This window comes from Streptomyces sp. NBC_00539 (assembly GCF_036346105.1).
Lineage (GTDB): Bacteria > Actinomycetota > Actinomycetes > Streptomycetales > Streptomycetaceae > Streptomyces.
Genome location: NZ_CP107811.1, coordinates 6067996 through 6093322 on the forward strand (window position 1 = coordinate 6067996; position 25327 = coordinate 6093322).

The 25327-nt window shown below is 75.1% G+C and carries 19 protein-coding genes; 11 read left to right on the top strand and 8 right to left on the bottom strand.

The window, feature by feature from the left end:
* The first annotated feature begins 5 nt into the window (after positions 1-5).
* The 4 genes from abc-f (at position 6) to OG861_RS27405 (ending at position 4921) form a co-directional block, all read left to right on the top strand.
* A complete protein-coding gene (gene abc-f, locus OG861_RS27390; RefSeq protein WP_329201989.1) occupies positions 6-1643 on the top strand; it encodes a ribosomal protection-like ABC-F family protein in 1638 nt (545 codons plus the stop codon).
* A 597-nt stretch (positions 1644-2240) separates the two neighbouring features.
* A complete protein-coding gene (locus tag OG861_RS27395; protein ID WP_329193089.1) occupies positions 2241-2756 on the top strand; it encodes a hypothetical protein in 516 nt (171 codons plus the stop codon).
* Positions 2757-2799: 43 nt separating this feature from the next.
* On the top strand, positions 2800-4401 hold the full coding sequence (gene lnt / locus OG861_RS27400; protein ID WP_329193087.1) for an apolipoprotein N-acyltransferase: 1602 nt from the start codon (positions 2800-2802) through the stop codon (positions 4399-4401).
* Positions 4402-4438: 37 nt separating this feature from the next.
* Positions 4439-4921: an NUDIX hydrolase gene (locus OG861_RS27405; protein ID WP_329193086.1), complete on the top strand. Its 483-nt coding sequence runs from the start codon at positions 4439-4441 to the stop codon at positions 4919-4921.
* 21 nt (positions 4922-4942) lie between these two features.
* On the opposite strand, the gene OG861_RS27410 is transcribed toward OG861_RS27405, so the two are convergent.
* The gene (locus tag OG861_RS27410; RefSeq protein WP_329193084.1) at positions 4943-5710 is read right to left on the bottom strand and encodes a trypsin-like serine peptidase; all 768 of its coding nucleotides are present in this window, start codon (positions 5708-5710) and stop codon (positions 4943-4945) included.
* A 329-nt stretch (positions 5711-6039) separates the two neighbouring features.
* On the opposite strand from OG861_RS27410, the gene OG861_RS27415 reads away from it, so the two are divergent.
* Positions 6040-7329: an ATP-binding protein gene (locus OG861_RS27415; protein WP_329193082.1), complete on the top strand. Its 1290-nt coding sequence runs from the start codon at positions 6040-6042 to the stop codon at positions 7327-7329.
* 132 nt (positions 7330-7461) lie between these two features.
* On the opposite strand, the gene OG861_RS27420 is transcribed toward OG861_RS27415, so the two are convergent.
* The 5 genes from OG861_RS27420 to OG861_RS27440 all read right to left on the bottom strand — a co-directional run bounded on the left by OG861_RS27420 (position 7462) and on the right by OG861_RS27440 (position 12764).
* Positions 7462-8181, bottom strand: coding sequence for a hypothetical protein (locus OG861_RS27420; protein WP_329193080.1), 720 nt, complete (start codon positions 8179-8181; stop codon positions 7462-7464).
* Positions 8178-9791 carry a serine/threonine-protein kinase gene (locus OG861_RS27425; protein ID WP_329193078.1) on the bottom strand — a complete coding sequence of 538 codons (1614 nt, stop codon included), beginning with the start codon at positions 9789-9791 and terminating at the stop codon, positions 8178-8180. Before OG861_RS27425 ends, OG861_RS27420 begins: the two co-directional genes overlap by 4 nt.
* 138 nt (positions 9792-9929) lie before the next feature.
* Complete coding sequence (locus tag OG861_RS27430; RefSeq protein ID WP_329193076.1) at positions 9930-11186, bottom strand: Tm-1-like ATP-binding domain-containing protein; 1257 nt, start codon at positions 11184-11186, stop codon at positions 9930-9932.
* 48 nt (positions 11187-11234) lie between these two features.
* A complete protein-coding gene (locus tag OG861_RS27435; protein WP_329193074.1) occupies positions 11235-11702 on the bottom strand; it encodes an NUDIX domain-containing protein in 468 nt (155 codons plus the stop codon).
* Positions 11703-11732: 30 nt separating this feature from the next.
* Positions 11733-12764 carry a cation diffusion facilitator family transporter gene (locus OG861_RS27440; RefSeq protein WP_329193072.1) on the bottom strand — a complete coding sequence of 344 codons (1032 nt, stop codon included), beginning with the start codon at positions 12762-12764 and terminating at the stop codon, positions 11733-11735.
* A gap of 151 nt (positions 12765-12915) precedes the next feature.
* On the opposite strand from OG861_RS27440, the gene OG861_RS27445 reads away from it, so the two are divergent.
* From OG861_RS27445 to OG861_RS27455, 3 genes are read left to right on the top strand one after another with little or no spacing between them, the layout of a single operon-like run.
* Positions 12916-15267 carry an FHA domain-containing protein gene (locus OG861_RS27445; protein ID WP_329193070.1) on the top strand — a complete coding sequence of 784 codons (2352 nt, stop codon included), beginning with the start codon at positions 12916-12918 and terminating at the stop codon, positions 15265-15267.
* Between the two features lie 14 nt (positions 15268-15281).
* On the top strand, positions 15282-15911 hold the full coding sequence (locus tag OG861_RS27450) for a hypothetical protein (protein WP_329201987.1): 630 nt from the start codon (positions 15282-15284) through the stop codon (positions 15909-15911).
* Entirely contained in the window at positions 15911-16924 is a 1014-nt protein-coding gene (locus tag OG861_RS27455; RefSeq protein ID WP_330261884.1) for a serine/threonine-protein kinase, read from the top strand. The genes OG861_RS27450 and OG861_RS27455 overlap by 1 nt, the downstream gene beginning before the upstream one ends.
* A gap of 11 nt (positions 16925-16935) precedes the next feature.
* Here the strand turns inward: OG861_RS27455 and OG861_RS27460 are convergent, their stop codons facing one another.
* Positions 16936-17304, bottom strand: coding sequence for a hypothetical protein (locus OG861_RS27460; protein WP_329193066.1), 369 nt, complete (start codon positions 17302-17304; stop codon positions 16936-16938).
* Between the two features lie 100 nt (positions 17305-17404).
* Complete coding sequence (locus tag OG861_RS27465; protein ID WP_329193064.1) at positions 17405-18685, bottom strand: streptophobe family protein; 1281 nt, start codon at positions 18683-18685, stop codon at positions 17405-17407.
* Between the two features lie 168 nt (positions 18686-18853).
* Between OG861_RS27465 and OG861_RS27470 the strand changes: the two genes are divergently transcribed.
* The 3 genes from OG861_RS27470 to OG861_RS27480 all read left to right on the top strand — a co-directional run bounded on the left by OG861_RS27470 (position 18854) and on the right by OG861_RS27480 (position 25322).
* Positions 18854-20176 carry a DUF6777 domain-containing protein gene (locus OG861_RS27470; RefSeq protein ID WP_443056439.1) on the top strand — a complete coding sequence of 441 codons (1323 nt, stop codon included), beginning with the start codon at positions 18854-18856 and terminating at the stop codon, positions 20174-20176.
* Positions 20177-20195: 19 nt separating this feature from the next.
* Positions 20196-22274, top strand: a complete 2079-nt coding sequence (locus tag OG861_RS27475) for a SpoIIE family protein phosphatase (RefSeq protein ID WP_329193060.1) — start codon at positions 20196-20198, stop codon at positions 22272-22274.
* 348 nt (positions 22275-22622) lie between these two features.
* Entirely contained in the window at positions 22623-25322 is a 2700-nt protein-coding gene (locus OG861_RS27480; RefSeq protein WP_329193058.1) for a phosphodiester glycosidase family protein, read from the top strand.
* The last annotated feature ends 5 nt before the right edge of the window (positions 25323-25327 follow it).

The window sequence follows — 25327 nt, forward strand, 5'->3', positions numbered from 1 at the left end:
GCCCCATGGAGGAATCGCCCTTGCGTACTCCCGCCCCACTCGCCTCCACCCAGATCGTCCTGTCCGAGGTCACGAAGGCCTACGACGCCCGGGTGGTACTGGACCGCGTCAGCCTCACGGTCCGGCCCGGTGAGCGGGTCGGCGTCGTCGGCGACAACGGCTCCGGCAAGTCCACGCTGCTCCGGCTCCTCGCCGGCCGCGAGCGCCCCGACCACGGACAGGTCACCGTCACCGCGCCCGGCGGGGTCGGCCACCTCGCCCAGACCCTCGACCTGCCCCCGACCGCCCGCGTCCGCGACGCGATCGGCCTCGCGCTCGCCGAACTGCGCGAGCTGGAGCGCCGGATCCGCACCGCCGAAGCAGGGCTCCGGCAGGCCGGCCCCGAGGAACTCGCCGCGTACGCCGACCTCCTCACCGCCTACGAGTCCCGCGGCGGCCCCGACGCCGAACGGCGCGTGGCGACCACCCTGCGCCGGCTCGGCGAGCGCACCGCGCCCGATCCGGACCGGCGGCTCGGCACCCTCTCCGGCGGGCAGCGCTCACGCCTGGCCCTCGCCGCGACCCTGGCCGCCGAACCGGAGCTGCTCCTGCTGGACGAGCCGACCAACGACCTCGACGACGAAGCCGTCGGCTGGCTGGAAGACCACCTGCGCGCCCACCGCGGCACCGTCGTCGCCGTCACCCACGACCGGCTCTTCCTGGACCGCGTCACCACCGCCATCCTGGAAGTCGACCAGGACCGCCGCACCGTACGCCGGTACGGCAACGGGTACGCCGGGTTCCTGACCGGCCGCGCCGCCGAACGCGCCCGCTGGGAGCGGCAGTACGAGCAGTGGCGCGAGCAGATCCGGGACGCGCAACGCCTCGCCGACACCAACATCGGCCGCTTCGCCGCGATCCCGCGCAAACTCCCGCGCGGTTTCAGCGGGGCCGGCGCGTTCCGGGCCCGCTCGCGCACCCACGGCGCGGCCGGCCGGATCCGGACCGCCCGCGAACGCCTGCACCGGCTGACCGAGAACCCGGTGCCGCCGCCCCCCAGCCCGCTCCGCTTCACCGGGCGGTTCACGGCGGGCGCCGCGGGCGTGGTGGAGGCCGACGGGCTCGCCGTGCCGGGACGGCTCGCGCCGACCTCCTTCCGGCTCGAACCCGGGGAGCGGCTCCTGGTCACGGGGCCCAACGGGGCGGGGAAGTCCACGCTGCTGCACCTCCTCGCGGGCGAGCTCACCCCCGGGCGCGGCTGCGTGCGCACGCCCCCGCGCGTCGGCCTGCTGCGTCAGGACGACCCCCTGGGGCGGGAGGCCCGCTCCGTCACGGAGCTGTCCGGCCCGCAGTACGCGGACCAGGTCGCCGCCCTCGGCCTGCTGGCCCCGCCCGACCTGACCCGCCCCGTCCGGGACCTTTCCGCGGGACAGCGCCGCAAGCTGGAACTGGCCCGGCTGGTGAGCGCCCCGCTGGACGTGCTGCTCCTCGACGAGCCGACCAACCACCTGGCCCCGGCCGTGGTGGAGGAACTGGAAGCGGCGCTGGCCGACTTCACCGGAACCCTGGTCCTGGTCACCCACGACCGGCGGCTCCGCAGCGCCTTCCGGGGTCGCCGTCTGGAGCTGACCCCCGAGCCCCGGCCTGCCCCGGCGAGCCGCTGAGCCGGCACCCCGGCCGCCCGCGTACCCGGGCAGTGGCACGCGCAGCGGCCCCGCCACTCGTCCGGGATCGCCGCCCGCCCACGGCGCGGTCCAGGAGGGCCGTCACGAGGTGGCGCCGGGGTACGGGGCTGCACAGCAGGTCGCGCATGAAGGCGTCCGGGTCGTCGAGCCCCGCCGCGGCGAGGGTCTGGGGCGGGCCGACGAGGGGGATCGCGCCCGCCAGGACGCGCGGACGCCCCGGCCCGGCGACATCACGCAGCAGAACGGCCGGGAACGCCGCGAGCCCGTCCCGGTCCACGGGGCGCGCCCCGCCTCCCGTGAGGGCGGCTGCGACGGCCCGGTACTGCTCCGGGCACTGTTCGGCCACTGCCCGCAGCAGGGCGGCGGGGCGCCCCGCCGCCCTACGGGCGTACGAGGGAGAGCGGCGGGGCAGCGCCCAGCGCGTCGCCTTCGCCTCCCGGACCCTGCACCGGATCGTCACCGGCCGCCGCCCGGCGTTGCGCGATGCCGTGGTCGGGCTGCTCCCGGGGCAGGCACGCAGGGGGAGGCAGGGCCGTGTCGAGGGGCGCGGGCGGGCGAGGTGAGTACGCTGCACACATGACGGGTCACCCCCCGGGTCCGCTCTGGACGGGCCGCGCATCCAACCGCGCGCAGTGGCTGCTCGCCGCGGCCGGCGCCGCATGCCTGGCGCTCGGCGTCGAACTCGCCGTCGACCCCGGCTGGACCTCCGGGACGGCGCCGCTGCTGATGTCCGTGATCGGCTGCCTCGCGGCCGGGCTGCTCATCCTCTTCGGCACCCTCGCCTTCGTCCACGTGGCCGTCACCGTCGACTCCCAGGCCGTGGAGGTGCGCTGCGGCCACATCGGGCTGCCCCGCCGCACCATCCGGCTCGCCGAGGTGGCCTCCGCCGAGTTCGTGCCCAAGATCACCCCCCAGCACTGGGGCGGATGGGGCTACCGGTGGCGCCCCGAGAGGGGGACCGCCGTCATCGTCCGCCGCGGTGAGGGCGTCGAGCTGCGCCTGGACGACGGGAAGCTGTTCACCGTCACGGTCGACGACGCCGAGAACGCCGTCCGGGTCATCCGCACCCACCTGCGCGCTCTGGCGCACTGAGTCCCTGAGGACTGCCGCGCGCAGGGGACGTACACTCCGCCAAATGAGCACCAGTGTCACCCGAGCGGCCGGGAACGAGCCCGCGCAGTCCACCGCACCGGCGAGCGGCGCCCGCGGCCTCGGCCGCCTCCGGGGCGCCTGGCCGGTCCGGGCGGCGCTCGCCGCGCTCGCCGGGGTCCTGCTCTACCTCAGCTTCCCGCCCCGCCCCCTGTGGTGGCTGGCCCCCCTCGCCCTCGCCCTGCTGGCCGGCTGCCTGCGCGGGCGTCGCGCCCGGGCCGGATTCGGCCTCGGCTTCGTCTTCGGGCTGGGCTACCTCCTCCCGCTGCTCGTCTGGACCAGCGAGGGCGTCGGCCCCGTCCCCTGGATCGCCCTCGTCACCCTCGAAGCGCTGATCTTCGGTCTCACGGGCCTCGGCATCGCCCTCGTCGACACGCTTCCCGGCCGCGCCCTGTGGGCCTCCGCCCTGTGGATCGCCGGCGAGGCCCTGCGCGCCCGGGCGCCCTTCGGCGGCTTCCCGTGGGGCAAGCTCGCCTTCGGCCAGGCCGACGGCTTCTTCCTGCCGCTCGCCGCGCTGGGCGGCACCCCGCTGCTCTCCTTCGCGGTCGCCCTGTGCGGATTCGGCCTGTACGAGGCCTGGCGCACCGTCCGCGCCCAGCCGCGCCGTACCACCGCAGCGCTCGCCGCCTTCACCGTCGCCCTGCCCGTCGGGGCGGCCCTGGCGGCGCGGCCACTGGTCTCCGACGCCGCCGAGGACGGCACGGCCGTGGCCGCGGTCATCCAGGGCAACGTCCCCCGCGCCGGCTTCGACTTCAACGCCCAGCGCCGCGCCGTCCTCGACAACCACGCCAACCGCACCCTCCAGCTCGCCGACGACGTCGTGGCCGGCCGCGCCCGGCAGCCCGACTTCGTCGTCTGGCCGGAGAACTCCTCCGACATCGACCCCTTCGCCGAGCAGGACGCCCACGACGTCATCGACCACGCCGTCAAGCGGATCGGCGTGCCCGTCGCCATCGGCTCCGTACTGGAGCCGCCGACCGGCCCGCTGCGCAACACGATGATCCTTTGGGACCCGGTCAAGGGCCCGACCGCGACGTACGACAAGCGCAAGATCCAGCCGTTCGGCGAGCGCATGCCGATGCGGTCCTTCGTCCGGATCTTCAGCAAGGACGTGGACCGCGTACGCCGTGACTTCGGCCCCGGCAAGGAACCCGGCGTCTTCGACATGGCCGGTACCCGGGCGGGGATGGTCACCTGCTACGAAGCGGCCTTCGATGACGCCGTCCGCTCCACCGTCCAGGCCGGCGCCCAGGTCATCGCCGTACCGAGCAACAACGCCACCTTCGGCCGGACCGAGATGACCTACCAGCAGCTCGCCATGGACCGGGTCCGGGCCGTCGAACACAGCCGGACCGTGCTGGTCCCCGTCACCAGCGGGGTCAGCGCCGTCATCCGGCCCGACGGCGAGGTCGTCCAGCAGACGAAGATGTTCACCGCCGACGCGCTGGTCGCCGAAATCCCGCTGCGCTCGACCCAGACCCCGGCCACCAGGCTCGGACCGCTGCCCGAGTACGCGCTGCTCCTGGCGGCCGCCGGCGGGCTGGGCTGGGTGCTGACCCGCCGGGTTCGCGCCCGCCGGGCCGCATGACGCGGGTGTGCGCGGGGCGTCTCGTAGGGTCGGGGCCATGACCACCCCTGACTACATACGCGCGGTCCGTGAAGCCGGCGCCGGGCACCTGCTGCTCCTGCTGCCCGGGGTCACCGCCATCGTCGTCGACGACCGCGACCGGATCCTGCTCGGCCGGCGCGCCGACACCGGCCTGTGGTCGGTGATCGGCGGCATCGCCGAACCGGGCGAACAACCCGCCGTCACGGCGGTGCGCGAGGTGTACGAGGAGACGGCCGTACGCTGCGTCCCCGAGCGGGTCGTGCTCGTGGAGATGCTCGAACCGATCACCTACCCCAACGGTGACGTCTGCCAGTTCCAGGACATCACCTTCCGCTGCCGTGCCACGGGCGGCGAGGCCCGGCCGCACGACGGCGAGCTGCTGGAAGTCGGCTGGTTCCCGGCGGACGCCCTGCCGCCGCTCGAGCCCTTCGCCGTGCAGCGCGTCCAGCGCGCCCTGCGGGACGAACCGACCTGGTTCCGGCCCGCCGACGGGGCCTAGGTCGTCTCTTCCGGGGCCGGCCTAGCCCGCGACCGCCGCCTCGCGGTACAGCTCCAGGGCCTGGTCGTCCATCACCGCGCTGTACGACACCTCCGGGACCAGGCCGCCGTCCTCGTAGCCGCCCAGGACCCCGGCCACGGCGCCGTTCGCCAGCCAGGGGCTGCCGCTCGTGCCACCGCTGAGGTCGGGGCAGTCGATGCGGCGCTGCGTCGGCGAGAACAGGCTCGTGGCGTTGGTGCAGCGCAGCGGCGACTCGTCACTGCTCGGGTAGCCGACGACCGTCACCGTCACGTCCGCCGGCTGCTCGGGGTCCACCGGGAAGCCGCCCACCAGGTCCTCGACCTGCCCCGACCCCGTCACCGGGGTGACCGAAGCGAAGGCGATGTCCTCGTCCGGGTCGCGCCCCTGCGTCCAGCGCGGGGACACGTACACGCTGGTGACCTTCCACAGCCCGTACGGGGCCTTGCCGTCCCGGTAGCCGGGCGCGAACACCGTGCTGTCCGGGTTGTCCAGGCAGTGCGCCGCGGTGGCGATCACGCTCCGGTCGTCGCTGTGCACCACGGCGGCGCTGCAGAAGTGGCCCCCGTCCAGCCCTCCCGCGAACAGGGCGCCCACCCGGTCGACGGCCGTGCCGGGCTCCGCCTGCGCGGTGACGCCGAGCGGCGGGGCGGCCCCGGCGTCCGGCAGATCGACGCTCAGCAGCGCGGCCATCGCCGCCAGCGCGAGCAGGACCCGGGACGCCCGCCGGACGCGGGAGGAGCCGACGGGGGCGGCCTGTCTGGGGAGCATGCGGCGGATCATGCACCTGAGCCTGCCCAGCGAGCCTGTGGCCACAGCCCCCGATTCCATAAGAATCCGCTGTGAATCCCGGACCGGACGTCTCGGAAGTGCGGAAACGGCACCCATTTCCGGCATGCGCCGCGGTCGGAAGGCGTGGGTCCTCCGGCGGAGAGGCGCGAATCCTCGGCAGGGGAGGCAACGGCCTTCGGACCGGGAAGCGCGAGTCTATGGACGACGCGGACGGTTTCCGGGGCCGGTGTTGTGCACCGCGGAGCGTGAGCGCGGGGCCCGGACGCCCCTAGCCTCGCCGCAGGAGCACGAACGAGGGGCGGTACCCGGTGAACTGGCTGATCCACGACTACCGCGAGAGCGATCTCGCCGCTGTCGTCCACTTGATCGACACCACGGCGGAGCTCGGCCAGGAGTCCGTGTTCTCGCTCGCCGAGTGCATCGGCGCGCTCACCGACCGGCAGCCCTGTGTGGTCGCCGTCCACCAGGGCGTCCCGATCGGCGCGGCCCTCGCCTGCGTCACCGGCGAACGCGCCTGGGTGATGCGCATCGCGATCGCCGCGGGCTGGCGGGGCCGCGGGCTGGCCAGCGCGCTGCTCGTCGAACTGGAGCGGCGGCTCATCGCCGCCCGCGTCGGGCGGATCGCCTACGTCCTGCCCGAGGAGGACCTGCTCGGCGAGGGCCTGCTCAACGCCGGATACACGCGCCAGCCGGCCGTCGCCTACTTCGAGAAGACCGAACCGTTGCACGGGCCGGCCGCCGGTCTCCTCGACGACCTCGGCGGCCGCTTCCTCCCCAATGACCTGTGGGGCAAGGTCGCCGGGATGGAGAAGGAGAAGGACCTCATCGAGCGCCGCGTGGTCCTCCCGCTCGCCGAGCCCGAACGGGCAGCCGCGCACGGGGTGCGGCCGCCGCGCGCGATCACCCTCTTCGGGCCGCCCGGGACCGGCAAGACCACCTTCGCCCGCGCCATCGCCTCCCGCCTGGGCTGGCCCTTCGTGGAGCTGCTGCCCTCCCGCCTCGCCGACGAGGGCAACCTGGCGGCCGCGCTGCGCGACGCCTTCGCCCGGATCGCCGAGCTGGAGCGGGTCCTCGTCTTCATCGACGAGGTCGAGGAGATCGCGCCCGTACGGACCGAGCCCGCGCAACCCGGCGGCATCCACGGGGTCACGAACGAGCTGCTCAAGCTGATACCCGGCTTCCGGGAGGGCGACGAGCGGCTGCTGGTCTGCGCCACCAACTCCATCCGCTCCCTGGACCCCGCCTTCCTGCGGCCGGGGCGTTTCGACTACCTGATCCCGATCGGCACCCCGGACGCCGGGGCGCGCGCCGCGATCTGGTCCCGGTACACGTCCGGGCGCCCGGACGTCGACGTGGCGGCGCTGGTGGAGGCGACCGAACTGTTCACCCCGGCGGACATCGAGCACGCGGCGCGCATCGCGGCGCAGGTGTCCTTCGAGCGGGACCTCGAGGCGGTGGGCGCGCGGGGCGCAGGCGCCGCACAACTGGGCGCGGGCACCGGTGACTACCTGGCGGCGGTCGCGCAGTGCAGGCCGACGGTGACCCCGGCGATGACGGGGGAGTTCGCGGCGGACATCACGGCGCACGCCCGCTTCTGACCCGCCCGGCCGCCCGTTCGCCACGGACGCACAGGGGCCTCACAGACGTGCCTGCCACGGACAGGCCGGCCAGGTCGGCCCGCGGCCGCTCCTCCCCGAGCGGCCGCGGGCCCACCCGCGCAAGGACATCCCCTATGCCCGACAGCGGTAGGTGAACCCGACGGCCCCGGCGCGCTGCCCGGGCGAGTCGAGCCGGAGCTCGGCGCGCGCGGCGTAGGTGCCGACTCCCTGGAAGGTCCACAGCAGGTGCAGCCGGGCCTCCTTGCGTCCGCTCGGTACCCGCTCCGTCAGCTGCTCCGAGCGGGTGCCGTCGCTGCGCTCCCAGTGGTAGGTGAGTGTGCCCGGGCGCCCGTTGGTCCGTACGACGGCCAGCACGTCCGCGGCCGCATCACAGCCCGGCCCCTTGGGGTCGGTGGTCACCGCTACGTCCCGGACCGCGAGGGCGGGACCGAACCGCTGCCAGCCCAGGTAGGCGAGGACCCCGGCCAGGACCACGGCGGCCAGGGTGTAGCGCCGCCACTGCCCCGGGCGGCGGCCCGGAACCGCGGCAGGCACCGTCACCGGGAACGGCGCGGGCATCGCCGCCGTGACGCCGGGGCCGAACCGCAGCACCGGCCCGTCGACCCGGTCGGGGGCGGCGCCGGGGACGGTCTGCGGCGTGTCGAGCACGGGCGTGTCGAGCCTGCGGGTGTCGAGCGCAGGCGTGTCGTGCTGCCGGGTGTTGTCATGCCGAGGGGTGGGGAAGTCCGGCCGTCCGGTGCCGTCCGGCTGCTCGGGCGGGCCGCTGAACCAGTGGGTGCCGAGGACCGTGGCGCTGTAGTCGTCGCCCTCGGGGGCGTGGGGATCGCTCATCGCGGCGGCTCCTGGCACCTGGGGATCAGCTTCGAGACGGTGACGCTGCCGGACGAGGGCGTCGTGGTGACGCGGACGCTCAGGTAGCAGCCCGCCCTGCGGGTGAAAGCGTGGGCCCTGTCCACGGTCGCCGCCCCGGCCTGGACCGCGACGGAGTCCGTGCCGTCGGCGACGCGCAGGTCGGAGTCGCCGTTGCCGAGGAACCACTCCAGCACCACCGTCGCCGGTCCCCCCTTCACATCCAGAGAGACGCTCACCTGTCCGGTGCTCGGGCTGGTCAGCAGCGTGGCCTTCACCCCGGAGACGGTGACCGACGGACTCGGCTTCACGGTGGGGGTCGGCTTCGTCGGTGTTGGCGTCGGTGTCGGCGTCGGTGTGGGAGTCGGAGTGGGCGTCGGGCTCGGTGTCACCGACGGCGAAGCCGAGGCCGTGGGGGAGACGGACACGGACGGCGAGGGCGACGCCGACGCCGAGGGCGTCGCGGACACCGGGGCGCCCGGCCCGGGCCCGCCACCACCGGGCGGCCCGGCGCTCGACGTCGCGAACGCGCTCAGCGTGGCCGCGCCGCCGGACTCCCCGGCGACGGCCTCGTACGTGAACAGCAGCATCGCCCCGATCACCACCACGGCGGCCGCCGCCAGCGCTCCGCGCCGCCCGGGCGCCCAGCTCGCCGGCGTGGGCGGCAGCACGGTCGTCGCGAGCGCCGTGGTGCCGGCCGCGGCGGCTCCCGCCGACGGGAACAGCAGGGGCAGCAGCGCCGCCAGGGCCGCCAGTTTGCGCTGCCCGCGCTCCTCCCAGTGCGGCCCGTACCCCGCCAGCGCCACCTCCTCCAGCTCCGCCACGAACGCCTCGGCGTTCTCCGGCCGCTGCTCCGGCGCCTTGGCCAGGCCCCGGCGGATCAGCGGGCGCACCGGCTCGGGCGCCTCGGTCTCCGGTACCGGGGCCTCCACGTGCTGGACCGCCAGCTCCGCGAAGTTCGTCCCGGGGAATGGCTTGTGTCCGGTCACGCACTCGAAGAACGTCGCCGTCGCCGCGTACACGTCGGCCGCGGGGGAGGCCGGCCGGCCCTGCCACTGCTCGGGCGCCATGTACGCCGGCGTGCCCGCGACGCCCGGGGTGGCCCCGCGTCCGGTCGCGATCCCGAAGTCCACCAGTTTCGAGGAACCGTCCGCACCGACCAGTACGTTCTCCGGTTTGTAGTCCCGGTGCACCACCCCCTCGCGGTGCGCGGCGGCCAGCCCCAGCAGCGAGCCCTTGAGCAGTACCAGGGCGGCCTCCGGCTCCGTGCCCGCGCCGGACTGCTTGAGCAGGGCGCGCAGTGAGATCCCGTCGACGAGTTCCATCACGATGGCGGCGCCGCCGGGCCCTTGCGTGTACTCGCAGTACTCGTAGAACGCCACCACGTGCGGGGAGCGCAGTCCGCCGAGGAGCCGGGCCTCCGCCCGGAACTCCCGGACGAAGGCGGGGTCGTCGCGCAGCCGTTCGCTGAGGTACTTCACCGCGACCGGCGTGCCCGTGGCCTCGTGGACCGCCAGCACCACCCGGCCGCTCCCGCCCGCACCCAGTTCCCGGACCGGCGTGTACCCGGGAACCGTCCACGCGTCGTTCATCGTTCCCCCTCCATGGCCCCACCGTGTCCCAGCGCCGGTCCGTGCGGCCGGCACCCCCTGGGACACGGTTTTCGCCATGGCCGGTTCCCTGCCGCAGGGGGTGTTTCGAAGCAGGGCCCGGGCGGGTGGGTCAGCTCGTCACGCCGCGGCCCGTTCCGCTCCGATCAGGGCGTGCAGCCGCTCCGCCGCGGCCCGTCCGAAGGACGGATCGTTGATGTGGGTGTCGTAGTCGTGCAGCAGGGCGGCGCTGCCCCGCAATCCGTCGCGCAGCGCCGTGAACAGGGCCCGGTCCGCGCCGGGGTCATGGTAGGGGCCGCCGGGCGCGCCCAGCGTCGACAGTCCGCGCAGTGGGACGCACACTTCCGTCGGGCCGGTCGCCGCCCGGAGCTTCGCGGCGACCCGGCGGCCGAGTTCCGCGCACTCGGCCGCGGTCGTACGGATGACGGTGATCGACGGGTTGTGGACGCGGACCCGGCGGTAGCGGACCCGTTCGGGCAGGGTCTCGAGCGGGCCGAACTTCACCATGTCCAGCGCGCCGAGGCTCACCACCTGCGGGACCCCGGCCCGGCCGGCCGCGCTGAGGCGGTCGGGGCCGGCGGTGAGGATGCCCCCGCACATGTCGTCGGCGAGCTCGCCGAGGGTGAGGTCGAGGACGCCGGCGAACACCCCCTGGCCGGCCAGTTTCTCCAGGGTGCGGCCGCCGCTGCCGCTGATGTGGAACACCAGCACCTCGTAGCCGAGTTCGGTCAGCCGCTCCCGGGCCGCGTCCACGCCGGCCGTGGTGACGCCCGCCATGCTCGCGGCGACCAGCGGCGGTGAGCCCGCCCCCGGCCGGCCCGGGCGGCGGCGCTCCAGCGCGGCCCGGGCGTACCCCTTGGCCATGCCGGCGATGGCCTCCACCGCATTGGCCAGCACCGGGGCGGAGACGCTGTTGATCCCCGCTATGTCCACGACGCTGTACATCATCGTGATGTCCGCTGATCCCACGTACGGGGCCACGTCGCCGGAGGCCATGGAGGAGACCATCAGCTTCGGTACGCCCAGTGGCAGTGCGCGCATCGCCCGGGTGGCGAGGGAGGTCCCGCCGCTGCCGCCGATCGCGAGGACCCCGTGGAGCCGGCCCTCCGCGTGCAGGCGCAACAGCGTCGCCTCGGCGCCCTCGGCCATGGCGGTGACGGCGGCGCCCCGGTCGCCCGCCGCCCGCAGTTGCTCCAGTTCCGTTCCCGCCGCCCGTGCGACCGCTTCACGCGGTACCTGCGCGGGTATTCGGGGCTCGCCCATGATTCCTGTGTCGACCGTGATCACTTCGACGCCGGCGCGCAGCAGCCTCTCGCGCAGCCAGCCGTACTCGACACCCTTGGTGTCCAGGGTTCCCACCAGCACGACGTTCGTCATATGTGCAATGTCCATGCGCGCGGGGTTTGTTGGCAAGTCAAGGTCGGGTCAACCCTCTGAAAGCGCCAACAGGCGTTCCAGGAAGGGGACTTGACCTGGGATCAACTTGTTCCTGGCCACCGGGGGAGTGAACCAGGCCACCCGGTCCAGTTCCGGGAACTCGGCCCGCCGGCCCGAGTGCGGAGGCCACTCCATGGTGAAGGTGCCGGGCACCATCAGCGCCGGATCGAGGTCGGCGCGTACCGCCCAGATCGTCACCAGCTTCCCGCCCGCCATCCGGATCTCCCCGAGCGGCAGGTACGGGCCTTCCGGCGGCGGGAGGCCGATCTCCTCGGTGAACTCGCGGCGGGCCGCGTCCAGCGGTGTCTCGTCCGGGCCGTACTCCCCCTTGGGGATCGCCCAGCCCCCCGCGTCGCGCCGCTCCCACAGGGGGCCGCCCATGTGGCCCAGCAGTACCTCGACCCCGGCGCCGGCCCCGCGGAACAGCAGCAGGCCGGCGCTGCGCTTTTGCGTCATGCGCTCATGTATGCCCCGCCGCGCGGTCCGTCAGTGATCGTGCGGGCCGGCCCGGTGGACCGGGCCGTGCGCGTCCGCGCAGTGCGGGTCGCCGGGCTCGGGGTCCTCGCCGGCCCGGCCGACCGAGAGCAGGGCCTCCGCGACGTGGTCCACCTGGAGGGTGGTGTGCGTGACCCCGTACTCCTTGGCCAGCAGCCGCTCCAGGTCCCGCCGGACGGCGTGGCAGTCACCGGCCGGTTCGACCAGCACGTGCGCGGAGAGTGCCGCCTGGCCGGAGGTGATCGTCCAGATGTGCAGGTCGTGCACTTCGGTCACCGGCGGGTGCCCGGCGAGCCGGTCGCCGACCGCGTCCGGGTCCATGTGCGCCGGAGCGGCCTCCAGGAAGATCCGGCCCGACTCGCGGACCAGGCCGTAGCCCGCCTTGACCATCAGCACCACCACGACCAGCGAGGCGATCGAGTCGGCCTGGCGGAAACCGGTGGTCAGCACGATCAGACCGGCCACCGCGGTCCCGATGAAGGCGAACAGGTCGTTCAGGATGTGCTGGTAGGCGCCCTCGACGGCCAGGGAGTTCCGGTTCGCCTTCGAGATGCACCAGGCCGCCGCCACATTGACGACGATGCCCGCCAGCGCCGTCACCAGGACCGGACCGCCCTCCACCGGCGGCGGATCGATCAGCCGCCGCACCGCCTCGTACGCCAGCCACACCGCCAGCAGCAGCAGCGTCAGCCCGTTCGCCTGGGCGGAAAGTATCTCCGCCCGCTTGAGGCCGTACGTGAAGCCGCCGCGCGCCGGGCGGGCGGCGAGCCGCATGGCGATCAGCGCGAGCACGATCGAGACCGCGTCGGTCAGCATGTGCGCGGCGTCGGAGATCAGTGCCAGGGAGTGGGCCAGGACGCCGATGACCACCTCGACGGCCATGAAGCCGCCGATCAGGCCGAGGGCGATCGCCAGCCAGCGCCGGTCGGCGTCCGCGGCCACACCGTGGCTGTGCCCGGCGTGGCCGCCGTGCCCGGAATCCCCGGCGTGGTCGTGCTCGTGTCCGTGCTCGTGCCCGGTCATGGCGTCCCCCGTTTGTTCGGTTTCGACGCCGCAAGTGAAACGCACCTTCCGTGCATCGGCAAAGGCTGCAACGGGGACCGTTGTCATTACCCATAACGGGCCGCTGACCTGCGGCTATGCCGCGCCGGTCGGATCGTGGGAAAATCTGACCATGGCCTCGCGACCCGGTGCGCCGGCCGCACCCGAACTCGTGCTGGAGACCGCCCGGGGCTCGACCCCGATCAGCCCGGGCCGGACCTACCACGTCGGACGCGACCCCCTCTGCGAGATCTGCCTCGACGACGCCCGCGTCTCCTGGCACCACGCGGTCCTGCGCCCCGACGGCGACCACTGGACGGTCGAGGACGAGGGCAGCACCAACGGCACCTGGGCCGACGGCCACCGCGTGCACGAGTGGAGCGTCGGACCCGGCAGCGAACTGCGCTTCGGCAGCGCCGAGGACGGCCCCCGCGCCGTCCTCCTCGGCGCCGCCCCCCGGCGCACGCCGGGCCGCCCGTCCTCCGTCTCGGACCCCGGCCGGTCCGCCACCTTCCACCGGCCCACCTCCGTGCGGCCGCGACCCGCGCGCACCGTCCGCATCGGCCGGGCCCCCGACAACGACCTCGTCGTCGACGACCTCGTCGTCTCGCGCCACCACGCCGAACTGCGCGCCCTGCCCGACGGCACCTACGAGATCGCCGACCTCGCCAGCCACAACGGCACCTACCTCAACGGCGTCCCCGTCGACCGGGCGCGCGTCGCCGACGGCGACATCGTCGGCATCGGACACAGCGCCTTCTGCCTCGTCGGCGACCAGCTCCAGGAGTACGTGGACACCGGCGAGATCACCCTCGACGTCCAGGACCTCGCCGTCGCCGTCGACCGCGGCCGCAAGGTCCTGCTCGACCACGTCTCCTTCCCCGTCGGCGCCAAGTGCCTCCTCGCGGTCGTCGGCCCCAGCGGCGCCGGCAAGTCGACGCTGCTCGGCGCGCTCACCGGGCTGCGCCCCGCCGACCACGGCACCGTCCTCTACGACGGACGCGACCTCTACCGCGACTACGCCGAGCTGCGCAGCCGCATCGGCCTCGTCCCGCAGGACGACATCCTGCACGCCCAGCTCACCGTCCGCCGCGCCCTGACCTACGCCGCCGAACTGCGCTTCCCGCAGGACACCGCCAAGGCGGAGCGGCAGGCCCGGGTGGACGAGGTGATCCGGGAACTCGGTCTCGCGCAGCGCGCCGACCAGCCCATCCACACCCTCTCCGGCGGCCAGCGCAAACGGGTCTCCGTCGCGCTGGAACTGCTGACGAAGCCCTCCCTGCTCTTCCTCGACGAGCCGACCTCCGGACTCGACCCCGGCATGGACCGCTCCGTCATGAAGATGCTGCGCAGCCTCGCCGACGACGGCCGGACCGTGATCGTGGTCACCCACAGCGTGCTCAGCCTGGAAGGCTGCGACCGGCTGCTGGTCCTCGCCCCCGGCGGCCGTGTCGCCTACTTCGGACCGCCCGGAGAGACCCTCGGCTTCTTCGGCTTCGAGGAGTGGCCGCAGGCCTTCGAAGCCTTCGAGAACCAGCAGGACCGGGACTGGGCGGGCGAGTACCGCTCCTCGACCCCGTACCGCAAGTACGTCCAGGTCCCCGGCCACCCGCTCGCCGCGAACGGCGCCCCCGGCGGGCCGGCCGGATATGCCGCCGCGCCGCCCAAGGCGCAGAGCTGGGGAGCGCAGCTGTCGACCCTGGTGCGGCGCTACGCGGCCGCGCTCAGCGCCGACCGCACCTTCCTCGCCGTCATGGTCGCCCTGCCGTTCGTGATGGGCGCGATGGCCCGCGCCCTGGCCGGCCGCTCCCTCACCCAGGAGACGGCCATCAACGCCCTGCTCATCCTGAGCGTGGGCGGCGTGCTCACCGGCGCCGCCAACGCGGTGCGCGAACTCGTCAAGGAGCGGACCATCTACCGGCGCGAGCGCGCCGTGGGGCTCTCCCGCTCCGCCTACCTGATGTCGAAAGTGGTGGTCCTGGGCACGGTCACCGTCGCACAGGCCGTGGTGCTGACGCTGGTGGCGCTCCTCGGGGTGGGGACCAACGCGCCCGGCGGCAAAGGGGTCTTCCTGCCCCCGCTCGTGGAGATCACGATCGCCGTCGCGCTGCTGTCGTTCACCGCGATGATGCTCGGCCTGCTGATCTCCGCGCTGGTCAGGAAGGAGGAGGTCACCATGCCGCTGCTGGTCCTCCTCGCCATCGTGCAGGTGGTCTTCTGCGGGGCCCTGCTCCGGCTGGACGGCGTACCGGTGATCCAGCAACTGGCCTGGCTGGTTCCCTCCCGCTGGGCGCTCGGCGCCATGGCGGGCACCATCGGCCTCGGCGCGATCGTGCCCGGCAAGATCACCGACGACCCGCTGTTCGCCCACTCCGCCGGGGTGTGGCTGCTCGACGTCGGGATGCTGGTGGCGCTGTCCGTGCTGTTCGGGCTGCTGGTCGCCCGGCTGCTGCGGCGGCACGAGCCCGCCCTCATGCGGAAGTAGAGCCGGTGACCTCGATGACGAGCCCTGCCGACGCCGCGGACTTCCGGCCCACGCACGTCGTGCCCCAGGACGGACTGCCCGCCTGGGAGGCGCCGGACGTGTCCCGGCCGACCGCGGCCCTGGACCCCTTCCTGCCCGTACAGCTGCTGTCCCGGCAAGGCGAATGGGGCGAGGTCCTGTGCTCCAACGGATGGTCCGCGTGGGTGGACGGCCGGCTCCTGGTCGCCGTGCCGCAGCCGCCGCCGACGGCCGGCCGGCCCCTCGCGCGCACCGAGGACCCCCGTCCGCTGCTCGCCCGCAGCGCCGACGCGCTGGAGCGCTACCGGAAGGCCGCCGACGAACTCGCCTCCGGACGTGCGGACACCGAGGCCTTCCGCAGGGGCACGCGCGGACTGCGGGCCGGCGTGGTGATCGACGGGGAGGCGGTGTGGCTCTACGACGAGGCGGCCGGGCGGTGGCTGTACGGCGAAGGCGGCCGGGCGGACACCTTCGCCGTCGTCTCGGGGCCGGGCTCCGCCGCCGGGGCGCCGCTGCCCGGCGCACCGGACGCCGGCGGTGTGGCCGACGCAGGAGCACGTGAACCCGACGACACGGGGCACGAGTCGACGCTGGTGGTGGAGAGCCCCGAGGGCGGCGACCGGTGATGTCCGCCGGCCCGCCCGGCGGCCGGCCCTCCGACCTGCGGGGCAAGCAGATCGCCGGGTACCGGGTGGAGAGCGAGATCGGGCGCGGCGGGATGGCGGTCGTCTACAAGGCACTGGACCTGCGGCTGGACCGGACGGTGGCACTGAAACTGCTCGCGCCCGAACTCGCCCGCAACGACACGTTCCGCCAGCGGTTCACCCACGAATCGAAGGTGGCGGCCGCCATCGACCACCCGCACATCGTGCCCGTCTTCGAGGCGGGCGAGACGGACGGCCTGCTGTACATCGCGATGCGCTACGTCGCCGGGCAGGACCTGCGGGCGCTGCTGGACCGCACGGGCCCGCTGTCCGTCCGCAGGGCGGCGCGCATCGCGGGCCAGGTGGCCTCGGCACTGGACGCGGCCCACGCCCACGACCTGGTCCACCGGGACGTGAAGCCGGGCAACATCCTGGTGGCGGAGGGCACCGACAGCGACTACCCCGAGTACGTGTACCTGACGGACTTCGGGCTGACGAAGAAATCGCTGTCGCTGACCGGGTTCACGAGTGTCGGGCAGTTCGTGGGGACCCTCGACTACGTGGCGCCGGAACAGATCTCCGGCAAACCGGTCGACGGGCGATGCGACGTGTACGGCCTGGCGTGCGTCGTCCAGGAGATGCTCACCGGAGCCCCGCCGTTCCAGCGTGACGAGGACATGGCCCTGCTCTGGGCCCATCAGTTCGATCCGCCGCCTCCGGTGACCTCGCGGCGGCCCGACCTGCCGGCGGCGGTCGACGAGGTGCTGGGCAAGGCGCTGGCCAAGTCGCCGGAGCAACGCTGGGGCGACTGCCTGGAGTTCACCGGGGCCCTGCGAAGGGCGGGGGAGGCGGCGGAGCCGGCCGGGGCGGCGGGCTCCGGCCGGCCGGCGACGCCGCTCGCGGAAGCCCTCGGGTCCGCGGCGCACCGCGGCCCCGCGCCGCCGCCGCCGCGCTGGGCGATGCCGGTGTTCCGGCCCCGGGACGGCGGTGCGTGAGGGGGTGCCGGTCAGGAGCCGGAGTCGAGGGCGGAGCGGCACAGCACGTACGCCCTGACGTCGGCGTGCGAGGCGGACGCGTACCAGCCCTTGCGGCCGTCGGGTCCGACGACGGGGTGACTGGCCAGGACGGGGCCGGTGTTGCCGTTCTCCAGGGAGTAGCCGCCGGACTGGAGGAGCATGCCGTCGGGGCAGTAGACCGTGCTCGCCGAGACCTCCCTGGGCGTCGCGTCGCGCGCCCCGACGGGACCGGCGAGGTAGCGGGCGCCGGTGGGTGTCGCTCCGGTGGGGAGCGCGGTGGAGAGGGTCAGGGCGACTGCGGAGACGGCAAGCAGGCCGCCGGCATGGAGCGGCCGGAACAGGCCTTTAAACGTGTTCACGGAGGTGAGGTTGGCACGCGGAATCGATTCACCGCCGAACCGATCCGCGCCGGTTCACCCGTATGGATCATCGGTTGCCCACCGCGGGGAACCCCCTCGGTCAGAGCCTCGCCGGGTCCTTGCTCTCCACGGGCCCCCGGTGGCGCAGCGGGCGGCCCAGGAGGGCGCCGAGGTATCCGGCCACCGCGCCCCACAGCAGGGCCAGGCCGGTGTTGCGCCACAGCACCGGGGTCAGGTCGACCTTTTCGCCGAGGCCGCCCACATCGCCGATCCCCAGGAGGGAGAGACCGAACCCGGCCTGCACGCCCGTCAGTAGACATACCGTCAGCATCGCCAGGGCCAGCGCCACCCCCAGGTGCAGGGCGTGCCGCCAGGGCCGGACACCGGCCGGCGAGCGCACGGCGGCCAGCACGCCCGCGCCCAGCAGCAGGACGGCGGCCACCACCACCAGCCACCACGCCCGCGGGTCCTGATGCGCGAACGAGGAGACGTCGACCGTGTGGGGTTCCGGGCCGCGCAGCACCTCGTCCAGCAGGTGCGGCATCGGCAGCCCGAACGGCCCGTCCACCCTGCCCTTCCACGCTCCGCCCAGCCCCAGCGACAGGGCGAGCCACGCCAGGTTCGGCAGCCCCAGGAGCATGACCGCCAGGGTGCGTTCCGGGTGTCCTCGGGTAACCGCCACCACGAGGCCGGTGATGACCGCCAGCGCGACGTACGTGAGCAGCAGCACCAACGTGGCGAAGGCGGCCGGGCGCACCGCCGTGTGGAAGCGGACCACCGAGGCGGGCAGCGGGGCGCGCCGCGACACCAGCAGGGTCACCACCAACAGGCCCACGATCCACAGCAGTCCGCAGAAGAAGGTCACGAGCAGATCGGTCTCGAAGCCCACCGTCGGGGCGGAGTCGAGCAGTTCACCGATGTCCCCGAGCGGAGAATCGCCCGGGAGGAGGCCGAAGGTCTGCCGGGCCGCGAGACCGGTCCCCATCAGGGCGAGCAGCCACAGTACGACCAACGGCACGGCTCGGCCCAGGAGTTCCCGTGGACCGGCGACCGCCCGGCCCCGCAGCGGTCGCAGGAAGGCGCAGGCCGCGGTCAGCGCACCGGCCAGGGCGACCGACAGCGGCATCACGGAGAGGTTCACGTCGGCGCCGGCCAGGGGGCCGGCCCCGCCCGAGGCCCCGACCGAACCTCCGGCCGCCATCACGACCACCGCGGCGACCACCCGGGGGTACGCGCCGCCCGGCAGGTCGCCGGCGCCCGCACAGGCCGTTCCGGCCGAGGCGACCGCGAACATGACGGCGAACGCCGCCACCACGGCGACGAAGCCGTCACGCCAGGCCTTCACGGCTCCGGAGGCCGGCGTCGTCGAGGGACTGCTCACTCCGCCACGGTGGCACCCCCGGCTTGCGGCCACCACCCGGAGGCCGCACACAATGGTCCGCAGGAGTGCGAAAAACGCTGGTGTGGACGGTTGTGTCCGTACGGCAGCCGCGGGACGCCGAGGGGCTGGGCCGGGCCCCGGAACACCTTCGCAGGGGAAGAGGAGCCCGTGACCACGCAACCCTCAGGCGAGGAACCGCCGCGGCCACCCTCACGGCGGCCCCCTGCCGAACCTCCCGGCGGCCGGCCGGCCGGTCCCCCGTCCGGCCCGCTCTCGGGCGGCAGCCGCGGGGCCGGACCGCCGCCGTCCCCTCCGTCCGGACCGCCGCCGGGGCCCGGCGGGCAGCCGCCGAAGGGGCACTGTTGGCGTTCCGTACCCCGGCTGGCCGCCGCCGTGGTCGCGGTTGCCGCCGTCGCCGCACTGGTGGTGGTCCTCACCCGGCCCGGCGGGACGCCGTCGGGCAAGGCGGGCGGCGAGATCTTCCTGCAGCCCGCCGCCGCGACCGGTCCCGACCCCTTCACCGAATCCACCGCTGCGGACCAGGGCACGCAGCCCCCGCAGAGCCCGCCCGCCCGGACGCCGGGCACTTCCACGCCGAGCGCGACGGCGCCGGGGACGACGGTCACCCGCAGCGTCACCGGGGCGGCGCCCGGGCTCTACGGCGGCACCAAGGACGTGGCCAGCTGCGACGTGGAAAAGCAGATCAGGGTGCTGTCCGCCCAGCCGTCGACGAACGAGGCCTTCGCCTCGGCCCTCTCCCTCCGGCCCGCCGCCGTTGCGCACTACCTGCGCTCCCTGACCCCCCTCCAGTTGCGCGTCGACACCCGGGTGACGAACCACGGTTACCGCGACGGCAAGCCCACCGCCTACCAGGCCGTGCTCCAGGCCGAGACCGCCGTGCTGGTCGACGACAGGGGCGTACCGCGGGTGCGCTGCGCCTGCGGGAACCCGCTGACGCCCCCCGTCGCGCTGGGGGGCCAGCCGAAGCGGACCGGTCGGCCGTGGCCCTCGTTCCAGCCCTCCCGGGTGGTGGTCATCGCGCCGTCGGTGACCGTCGTGAACAAGTTCGTGATCTACGACCGTCACGACGGGCGCTGGGTCGAGCGCGACCGCAACGACCACCAGGGCGAGCACGACAAGGCCGTGCCGCCGCCCGTGGTGAAGAGTCCGCCGCCCTCGTCGCAGCCGCTGCCCGTCTCGCCGCCGCAGTCCCCGCCCACGTCACAACCGGCGCAGTCGCCGGCCTCCCCGCCCTCAGCCCCCGAGTCGCCGGCCTCCCCGCCCTCAACCCCCGAGTCCCCGGCCTCCCCGGCCCCACCCCCCGAGTCGCCGCCCGCCCCGCCTCCCGTGTCCCCGGCCCCGGGCACCTACTCGGGCCCACCGTCCGAACCGGCCCTGCCCGGTTCCTCCCCCGGTTCCTCCCCCGGCTCACCGCCCGGTTCCTCCCCCGATGCCTCCTCCAGCCCGCCCGTACCCGGCGACGGCCGGTAACACGTGAGAGGCTGGCAGCATGGACCAGCGGGGAGAGACGGCCCCCGAATTCGACTGGCCGGCGCGGCCGGACACCAGCCTGGCGCTCAACCGCATGGGCACCTTCGACTGGGACCTCGACAGCGGGCAGATGCACCTGGACCCCACCGCCCTCAAGGTCCTCGACCTGCGCTCCGACGAGTTCAGCGGCACCCCCGACGGACTGCGCGCCCGCCTGGTGTCGGGCGAGGAGGCGCGGATCGACGCGCGCGTCGCGCAGGCCCTCAAGGAGGGACGCAGCCACTACGGGGCCTACTTCCGCAGCAGACGGCGTGACGGCAGCGCCGGCTGGACCCACATCCAGGGGCACATCCTGCGCGATCCGCACGGCCGCCCGTACCGGATCATCGGGATCCTACGCGACGCCGCACACGACCCCGGCGAGCCCGGGGGCGACGGATCGCACGACGAAGGACGGCGCCGGATGACCGGGGTGGTCGAGCGGACCACGGCGATCCTCGCGCACGCCCGCACCGTCAACGACGTCACCGACGTCCTCAAGGACCCCGAGGCGCTCGGCCACCTCGGGGCGGTCAGCGTGATGCTCGGGGTCGTGGACGGCGGCCGGATCCACCTGGTGGCGGAAGGCAGGCTGGGTTCGTACGTCCCGGAGATCGAATACACCCGGATCGACGCGCAGTTCCCGATGAGCGAAGCCGTCCGGAGCCTTCGCCCCGTGTTCATCGCCTCGCGGGACGACTTCCGGGAGCGCTACCCGCTGCTGTGGCCCTACATCGAGCCGCTCGAGGTGCGCAGCGGTGTCTACCTCCCCCTCATCGCCCAGGGCAGGGCCATCGGCGCACTCGGACTGCTCTACACCCGTCCCGGCGACTTCACCGCCGAGGAACGCAACGTGCTCATGGCGCTCGGCAGCGGCATCGCGCAGAGCCTCCAGCGGGCCATCCTCTTCGAGCAGGAACACGACCTCGCCGAGGGCCTCCAACGGGCCATGCTCCCGCGCCGGATCCCGGACGTCGCCGGCGTACGGATCGCCGTACGGTACCGGGCGGCCAGGATCGGCCGGGACATCGGCGGCGACTGGTACGACGTCATCCCGCTCGGCGACGGCCGGGTGGGGGTGATGATCGGGGACGTGGAAGGGCACGACACGGACGCGGCTGCCGTCATGGGCCAGCTGCGCATCGCGCTGCGCGCCTACGTCGCCGAGGGCCACACGCCCGGCACCGCGATGGCGCGGGCCTCGGCCTTCCTGCGCGAACTGGAGACGGAACGCTTCGCCACCTGCACCTACGCCGAAGTCGACCTGAACACCGGGACGCTGCGCATGGTCCGCGCCGGCCACCTCGATCCGGTGCTGCGGCGCGGCGACGGCAGCGCCCACCGCGTCCAGGTGGCGGGCGGCCTCCCGCTCGGGCTGCGCCCGGCCGACAGCCCGCACACCGCGCCCGGGACCGGCACCGGGTATCCCGTCACCGCCCTCGACCTGCATCCGGGCGACACCCTCGTACTGTGCACGGACGGCCTGACCGAACGCCCAGGAGGGGACTCCGAGACGGGCATGCGCGAACTGATGGAGGCGGTGCGTGACGGCCCGGCCGACGTCGAGGAACTCGCCGACGTGCTGTGCGACCTCATCGGTGACGCGGGCGGCGGCGACGACATGGCGCTGCTCCTGCTGCGCCGCCGCGGTACGCCCGCCCCGCGCGGCGGCGGCCCGCTGCGCCACCGGCTCGACCCGGGCGACCCGGCGGCCCCGGCGCACGCCCGGCACCTGATCCGTGCGGCCTCGGAAGCCTGGGGGGCGCGCGCCAGGTCGGACGAGGTCGTGCTGGTCGCCGACGAGCTGATGACCAACGCCCTGGTCCACACCGACGGCGGCGGCCACGTCAACATGCGCCGGACCGTGGACGGCCGGATCAGGGTCGAGGTGGAGGACACCAGCAGCGCCCTGCCGCACCGCCGGGAGGCGGGGGAGTGGGCGATGTCGGGACGGGGGCTGCTGCTGGTGGAGGGGCTGGCCGACGCCTGGGGAGTGGAACCCAGGGGCGGCGGGAAGTGCGTGTGGGCGGAGTTCGCCACGGAGCCGCCGACGGGCTGAGGGCGCGGCCGGGGCGGCGGGGGGCTCCGCGCCTTCGGCCGGGGACGTGGCATGCCGGCGCCCTGGGCCGTCGACGCGGGGGCACGCCGCGCTCTGCGGCCCGCCCGACCCTGTTCGCGGCCGGTCCGCGCGCGGGCCGTCGATGCCCCCCCGTGGGCGCGGGTGACCGATCTCCCGGGCGCGCACATCGGCCTGGTGGTCGGGGCGCAGGGCTCGATCCCCAGGAGCGTGCGGCGGCCCGCGGCGTCCGAGGGGGGCGCGTGGCTGAATCCGGCGAATGGCTGAATCCGCGGGCGCGGCACGGCGAACGGGCGCTCGGCCGGCGGTCCGGCGTTCGATGCTGCCCGGGTGTCGCACCCGTCGCACCCCCGCCCGCTGCGCCTCGCCCCGCTCGCCGCCCTGCTCTGCGCCGCCCTCGTCGCGGCGGGTCCGACCCGTGCCGCCGCCGCCGACGACGACGAGGGCATCGAGACAGCCCGCACCTCCCGGCTCATCGCACCCGGCGTCCGCCTGGAGTCCTACGACCGCCTCCAGGCCGACCGGTGGCTGCGGATCGACGAACTCGTGGCCGACCTCGGCGGAGCCGACGGCGTACGGGCCGAGTACCTCGGCGGCCCCGGCCGGGACCCGACCCGCCTGGGCACCCTCGCCGAAGCCGCCGTCCGGCATCAGGCCGGGCCCGGGCGGCGGGTCGTCGGCGCCGTCAACGGGGACTTCTTCGACATCCGGGGCACCAAGGCCCCCCTCGGCCCGGGGCTGCGCGCCGGGCGGTTCCTGCACTCCGCCTCACCCGGCCCGGGCGGCGGCCTGGCCATCGGCTTCGGCCCCGAAGGCAGCGGCCGGCTCCTGCGCCTCGGCTTCCGCGGGACCGTCACCCTGCCGGGCGGCGCCGTACGCCCCCTGGCCGGCTACAACGCCGCCCGGCCGCCCGCCGACGGCTTCGCCCTCTACACCGACGACTGGCCCGGCACGGTCATGCCCGCCGCCGCGACCCGGGCCGTGGAACTCCGCGACGGCCGGGTGACCGGCCCCGCCCGGCAGCCGATCGGGCGGCCCGCCTCCGGAACAGCCCTGCTCGTCGCCTCCGGTCCCGCGGCGGCCGAACTGGGCCGCCTGCGCCCCGGCGACCCGGTTGCCGTGACGGCCCTCCCGCTGCCCGCGTCCGGCGGCCCGGCCGCAGCCGCAGTCACCGCCCCAGCCCCGGTCCCGGGCCCTGTCCCGGTGACGGCGATCGGCGGCCGGGAGCCGCTGGTGCTGGCCGGGACCCCGCAGAACCACGACGGCGAACCCAACGACGCCGCCGCCCCGCGCACCGCGGTGGGCCTCTCGGACGGCGGCCGGCGGCTGCGCCTGGTCACCGTTGACGGCCGCCAGCGCGACAGCGGCGGCCTGTCTCTGACCGGGCTCGGCCGGATGATGCGCCGGCTCGGGGCGTCCGAGGCCCTCAACCTGGACGGCGGCGGCTCCTCGACCCTGCTCGCCGGACGGAGCGGGGCCACCGCCCTGACCGTGGAGAACTCCCCGTCGGACGGCGTGCTCCGCCCGGTCCCCAACGGCCTCGTCCTCACCGCCCCGGCCGGCTCCGGCCACCTCACCGGGTACCGCGTCGAGCCCGTCGCCGGTTCGGCCCGTGCCTTCCCGGGGCTGACCCGCACCTTCACCGCCACCGGCCACGACCTCGCGCTCGGCCCGGCCCCCGGCGCCCCGCAGTGGTCTGCCCGGGGCGGCGGCAGCGTCGGCCCGGACGGGGTATTCCACGCGCTGCGGCCGGGGCCCGCCACCGTCACGGCCCGGCGCGGAGCGGCCACCGGCGCGCTGCGCCTGGACGTCCTCGGCCCGCTGACCCGGCTCCGGCCCACCAGCGACCGGATCGGACTCGCCGGGCCCGCCGAGCACGCCGGGTTCGCGCTGACCGGCTACGACGCGCAGGGTGCGGCCGCACCCGTCGAACCCCGGGACGTGGCGCTGCGGTTCGACCGCTCCCGCTGGAGCGTGAGCGACGACGGCCGGGGCGCCTTCACCGTGACCGCCCGGGTTCCGCACGCCACCGGGCGCCTCGGCGTCACCGTCCGGGCGACCGGGGCCACCGCCGAACTCGCCCTCGGCGTCGGCCTGGAGGAGCTGCCGCTCGCCGCCCCGGCAGACGCCGCCCGCTGGACCGGCCCGGGTGCGCAGGCCGCCCCCGGGGCGCTGGCCCTCGCACCCGCCCGCGCCGTGGCGTCCGCCGCCCCGCCGGGCCCGCTCCCCGTGCCGGAGCTCGCCCGTTCGGTGTCCCTGTGGGTGACGGGCGACGGATCCGGGGCCCGCCCCACGGTGCACCTGGCCGACGCCGACGGGGCCGCCGTTCCTCTGCGCGGGCCCGCCGTGACCTGGTCCGGCAGGCGCCGGATCACCCTGCCGCTGCCGGCCCGGGCACGGCCGCCGCTGACCTTGACCCGCCTCTCGGCGGCGCCCGGGGCCCGGCCCGGCCGGCTGCTGCTGGACACGCTGACCGCCGCCACCCCGCCGACCGGCCCGGCCCCCGCCGTGCCCGCGGCCGCGGACCCGGTGGTGGGTACCACCGCCCAGGTGGCGGCGCGGCCCTGGCGGTTCGCAGTGGTCCCGGCCGGGCAGGCGCCGCCGCCGGGCGTCGACTTCGTGCTCCGCGGGGGCCGCCCCGGGTCCGTGCACCGCGGAGTACGGTTCGTGCCGCTCGACAGCGGCCGCCGCACGCTGGAGGGGGGCGCCGGGCTGCACCGGATGCGGGCGGTGCGCGAGGCCCTGGCGGCCGCCGCCCGGGAGCCGGACACGGGCGCGGTGGCCGTCGTGGAACGCCACGCCCCGCAGAGCGTGGACCGCAAGGAGGCCGCCCTGCTGGAGGACCTGCTCGCGGAGTTCCGCCGCACGACAGGGAAACGGGCCGTGTTGCTGACCCTCGACGCACCCCGCTTCGCGGCCGGCCGCTCCGAGGGCGTCCTGTCGGTCGCTGCGGCCCGCGGGGAACGGACCCTGATCGGCGTCGACGCCTTCGCCGCCGGGGACTGGCTCTCGGTACGGCCCGGCGCCTGACGCCG

Coding starts and splice junctions, on each gene's coding strand:
- abc-f (WP_329201989.1), top strand. CDS start 6: ATGGAGGAATCGCCCTTGCGTACTCCCGCCCCACTCGCCTCCACCCAG.
- OG861_RS27395 (WP_329193089.1), top strand. CDS start 2,241: ATGACGGGTCACCCCCCGGGTCCGCTCTGGACGGGCCGCGCATCCAAC.
- lnt (WP_329193087.1), top strand. CDS start 2,800: ATGAGCACCAGTGTCACCCGAGCGGCCGGGAACGAGCCCGCGCAGTCC.
- OG861_RS27405 (WP_329193086.1), top strand. CDS start 4,439: ATGACCACCCCTGACTACATACGCGCGGTCCGTGAAGCCGGCGCCGGG.
- OG861_RS27410 (WP_329193084.1), bottom strand. CDS start 5,710: ATGCTCCCCAGACAGGCCGCCCCCGTCGGCTCCTCCCGCGTCCGGCGG.
- OG861_RS27420 (WP_329193080.1), bottom strand. CDS start 8,181: ATGAGCGATCCCCACGCCCCCGAGGGCGACGACTACAGCGCCACGGTC.
- OG861_RS27425 (WP_329193078.1), bottom strand. CDS start 9,791: ATGAACGACGCGTGGACGGTTCCCGGGTACACGCCGGTCCGGGAACTG.
- OG861_RS27430 (WP_329193076.1), bottom strand. CDS start 11,186: ATGACGAACGTCGTGCTGGTGGGAACCCTGGACACCAAGGGTGTCGAG.
- OG861_RS27435 (WP_329193074.1), bottom strand. CDS start 11,702: ATGACGCAAAAGCGCAGCGCCGGCCTGCTGCTGTTCCGCGGGGCCGGC.
- OG861_RS27440 (WP_329193072.1), bottom strand. CDS start 12,764: ATGACCGGGCACGAGCACGGACACGAGCACGACCACGCCGGGGATTCC.
- OG861_RS27445 (WP_329193070.1), top strand. CDS start 12,916: ATGGCCTCGCGACCCGGTGCGCCGGCCGCACCCGAACTCGTGCTGGAG.
- OG861_RS27450 (WP_329201987.1), top strand. CDS start 15,282: ATGACGAGCCCTGCCGACGCCGCGGACTTCCGGCCCACGCACGTCGTG.
- OG861_RS27455 (WP_330261884.1), top strand. CDS start 15,911: ATGTCCGCCGGCCCGCCCGGCGGCCGGCCCTCCGACCTGCGGGGCAAG.
- OG861_RS27475 (WP_329193060.1), top strand. CDS start 20,196: ATGGACCAGCGGGGAGAGACGGCCCCCGAATTCGACTGGCCGGCGCGG.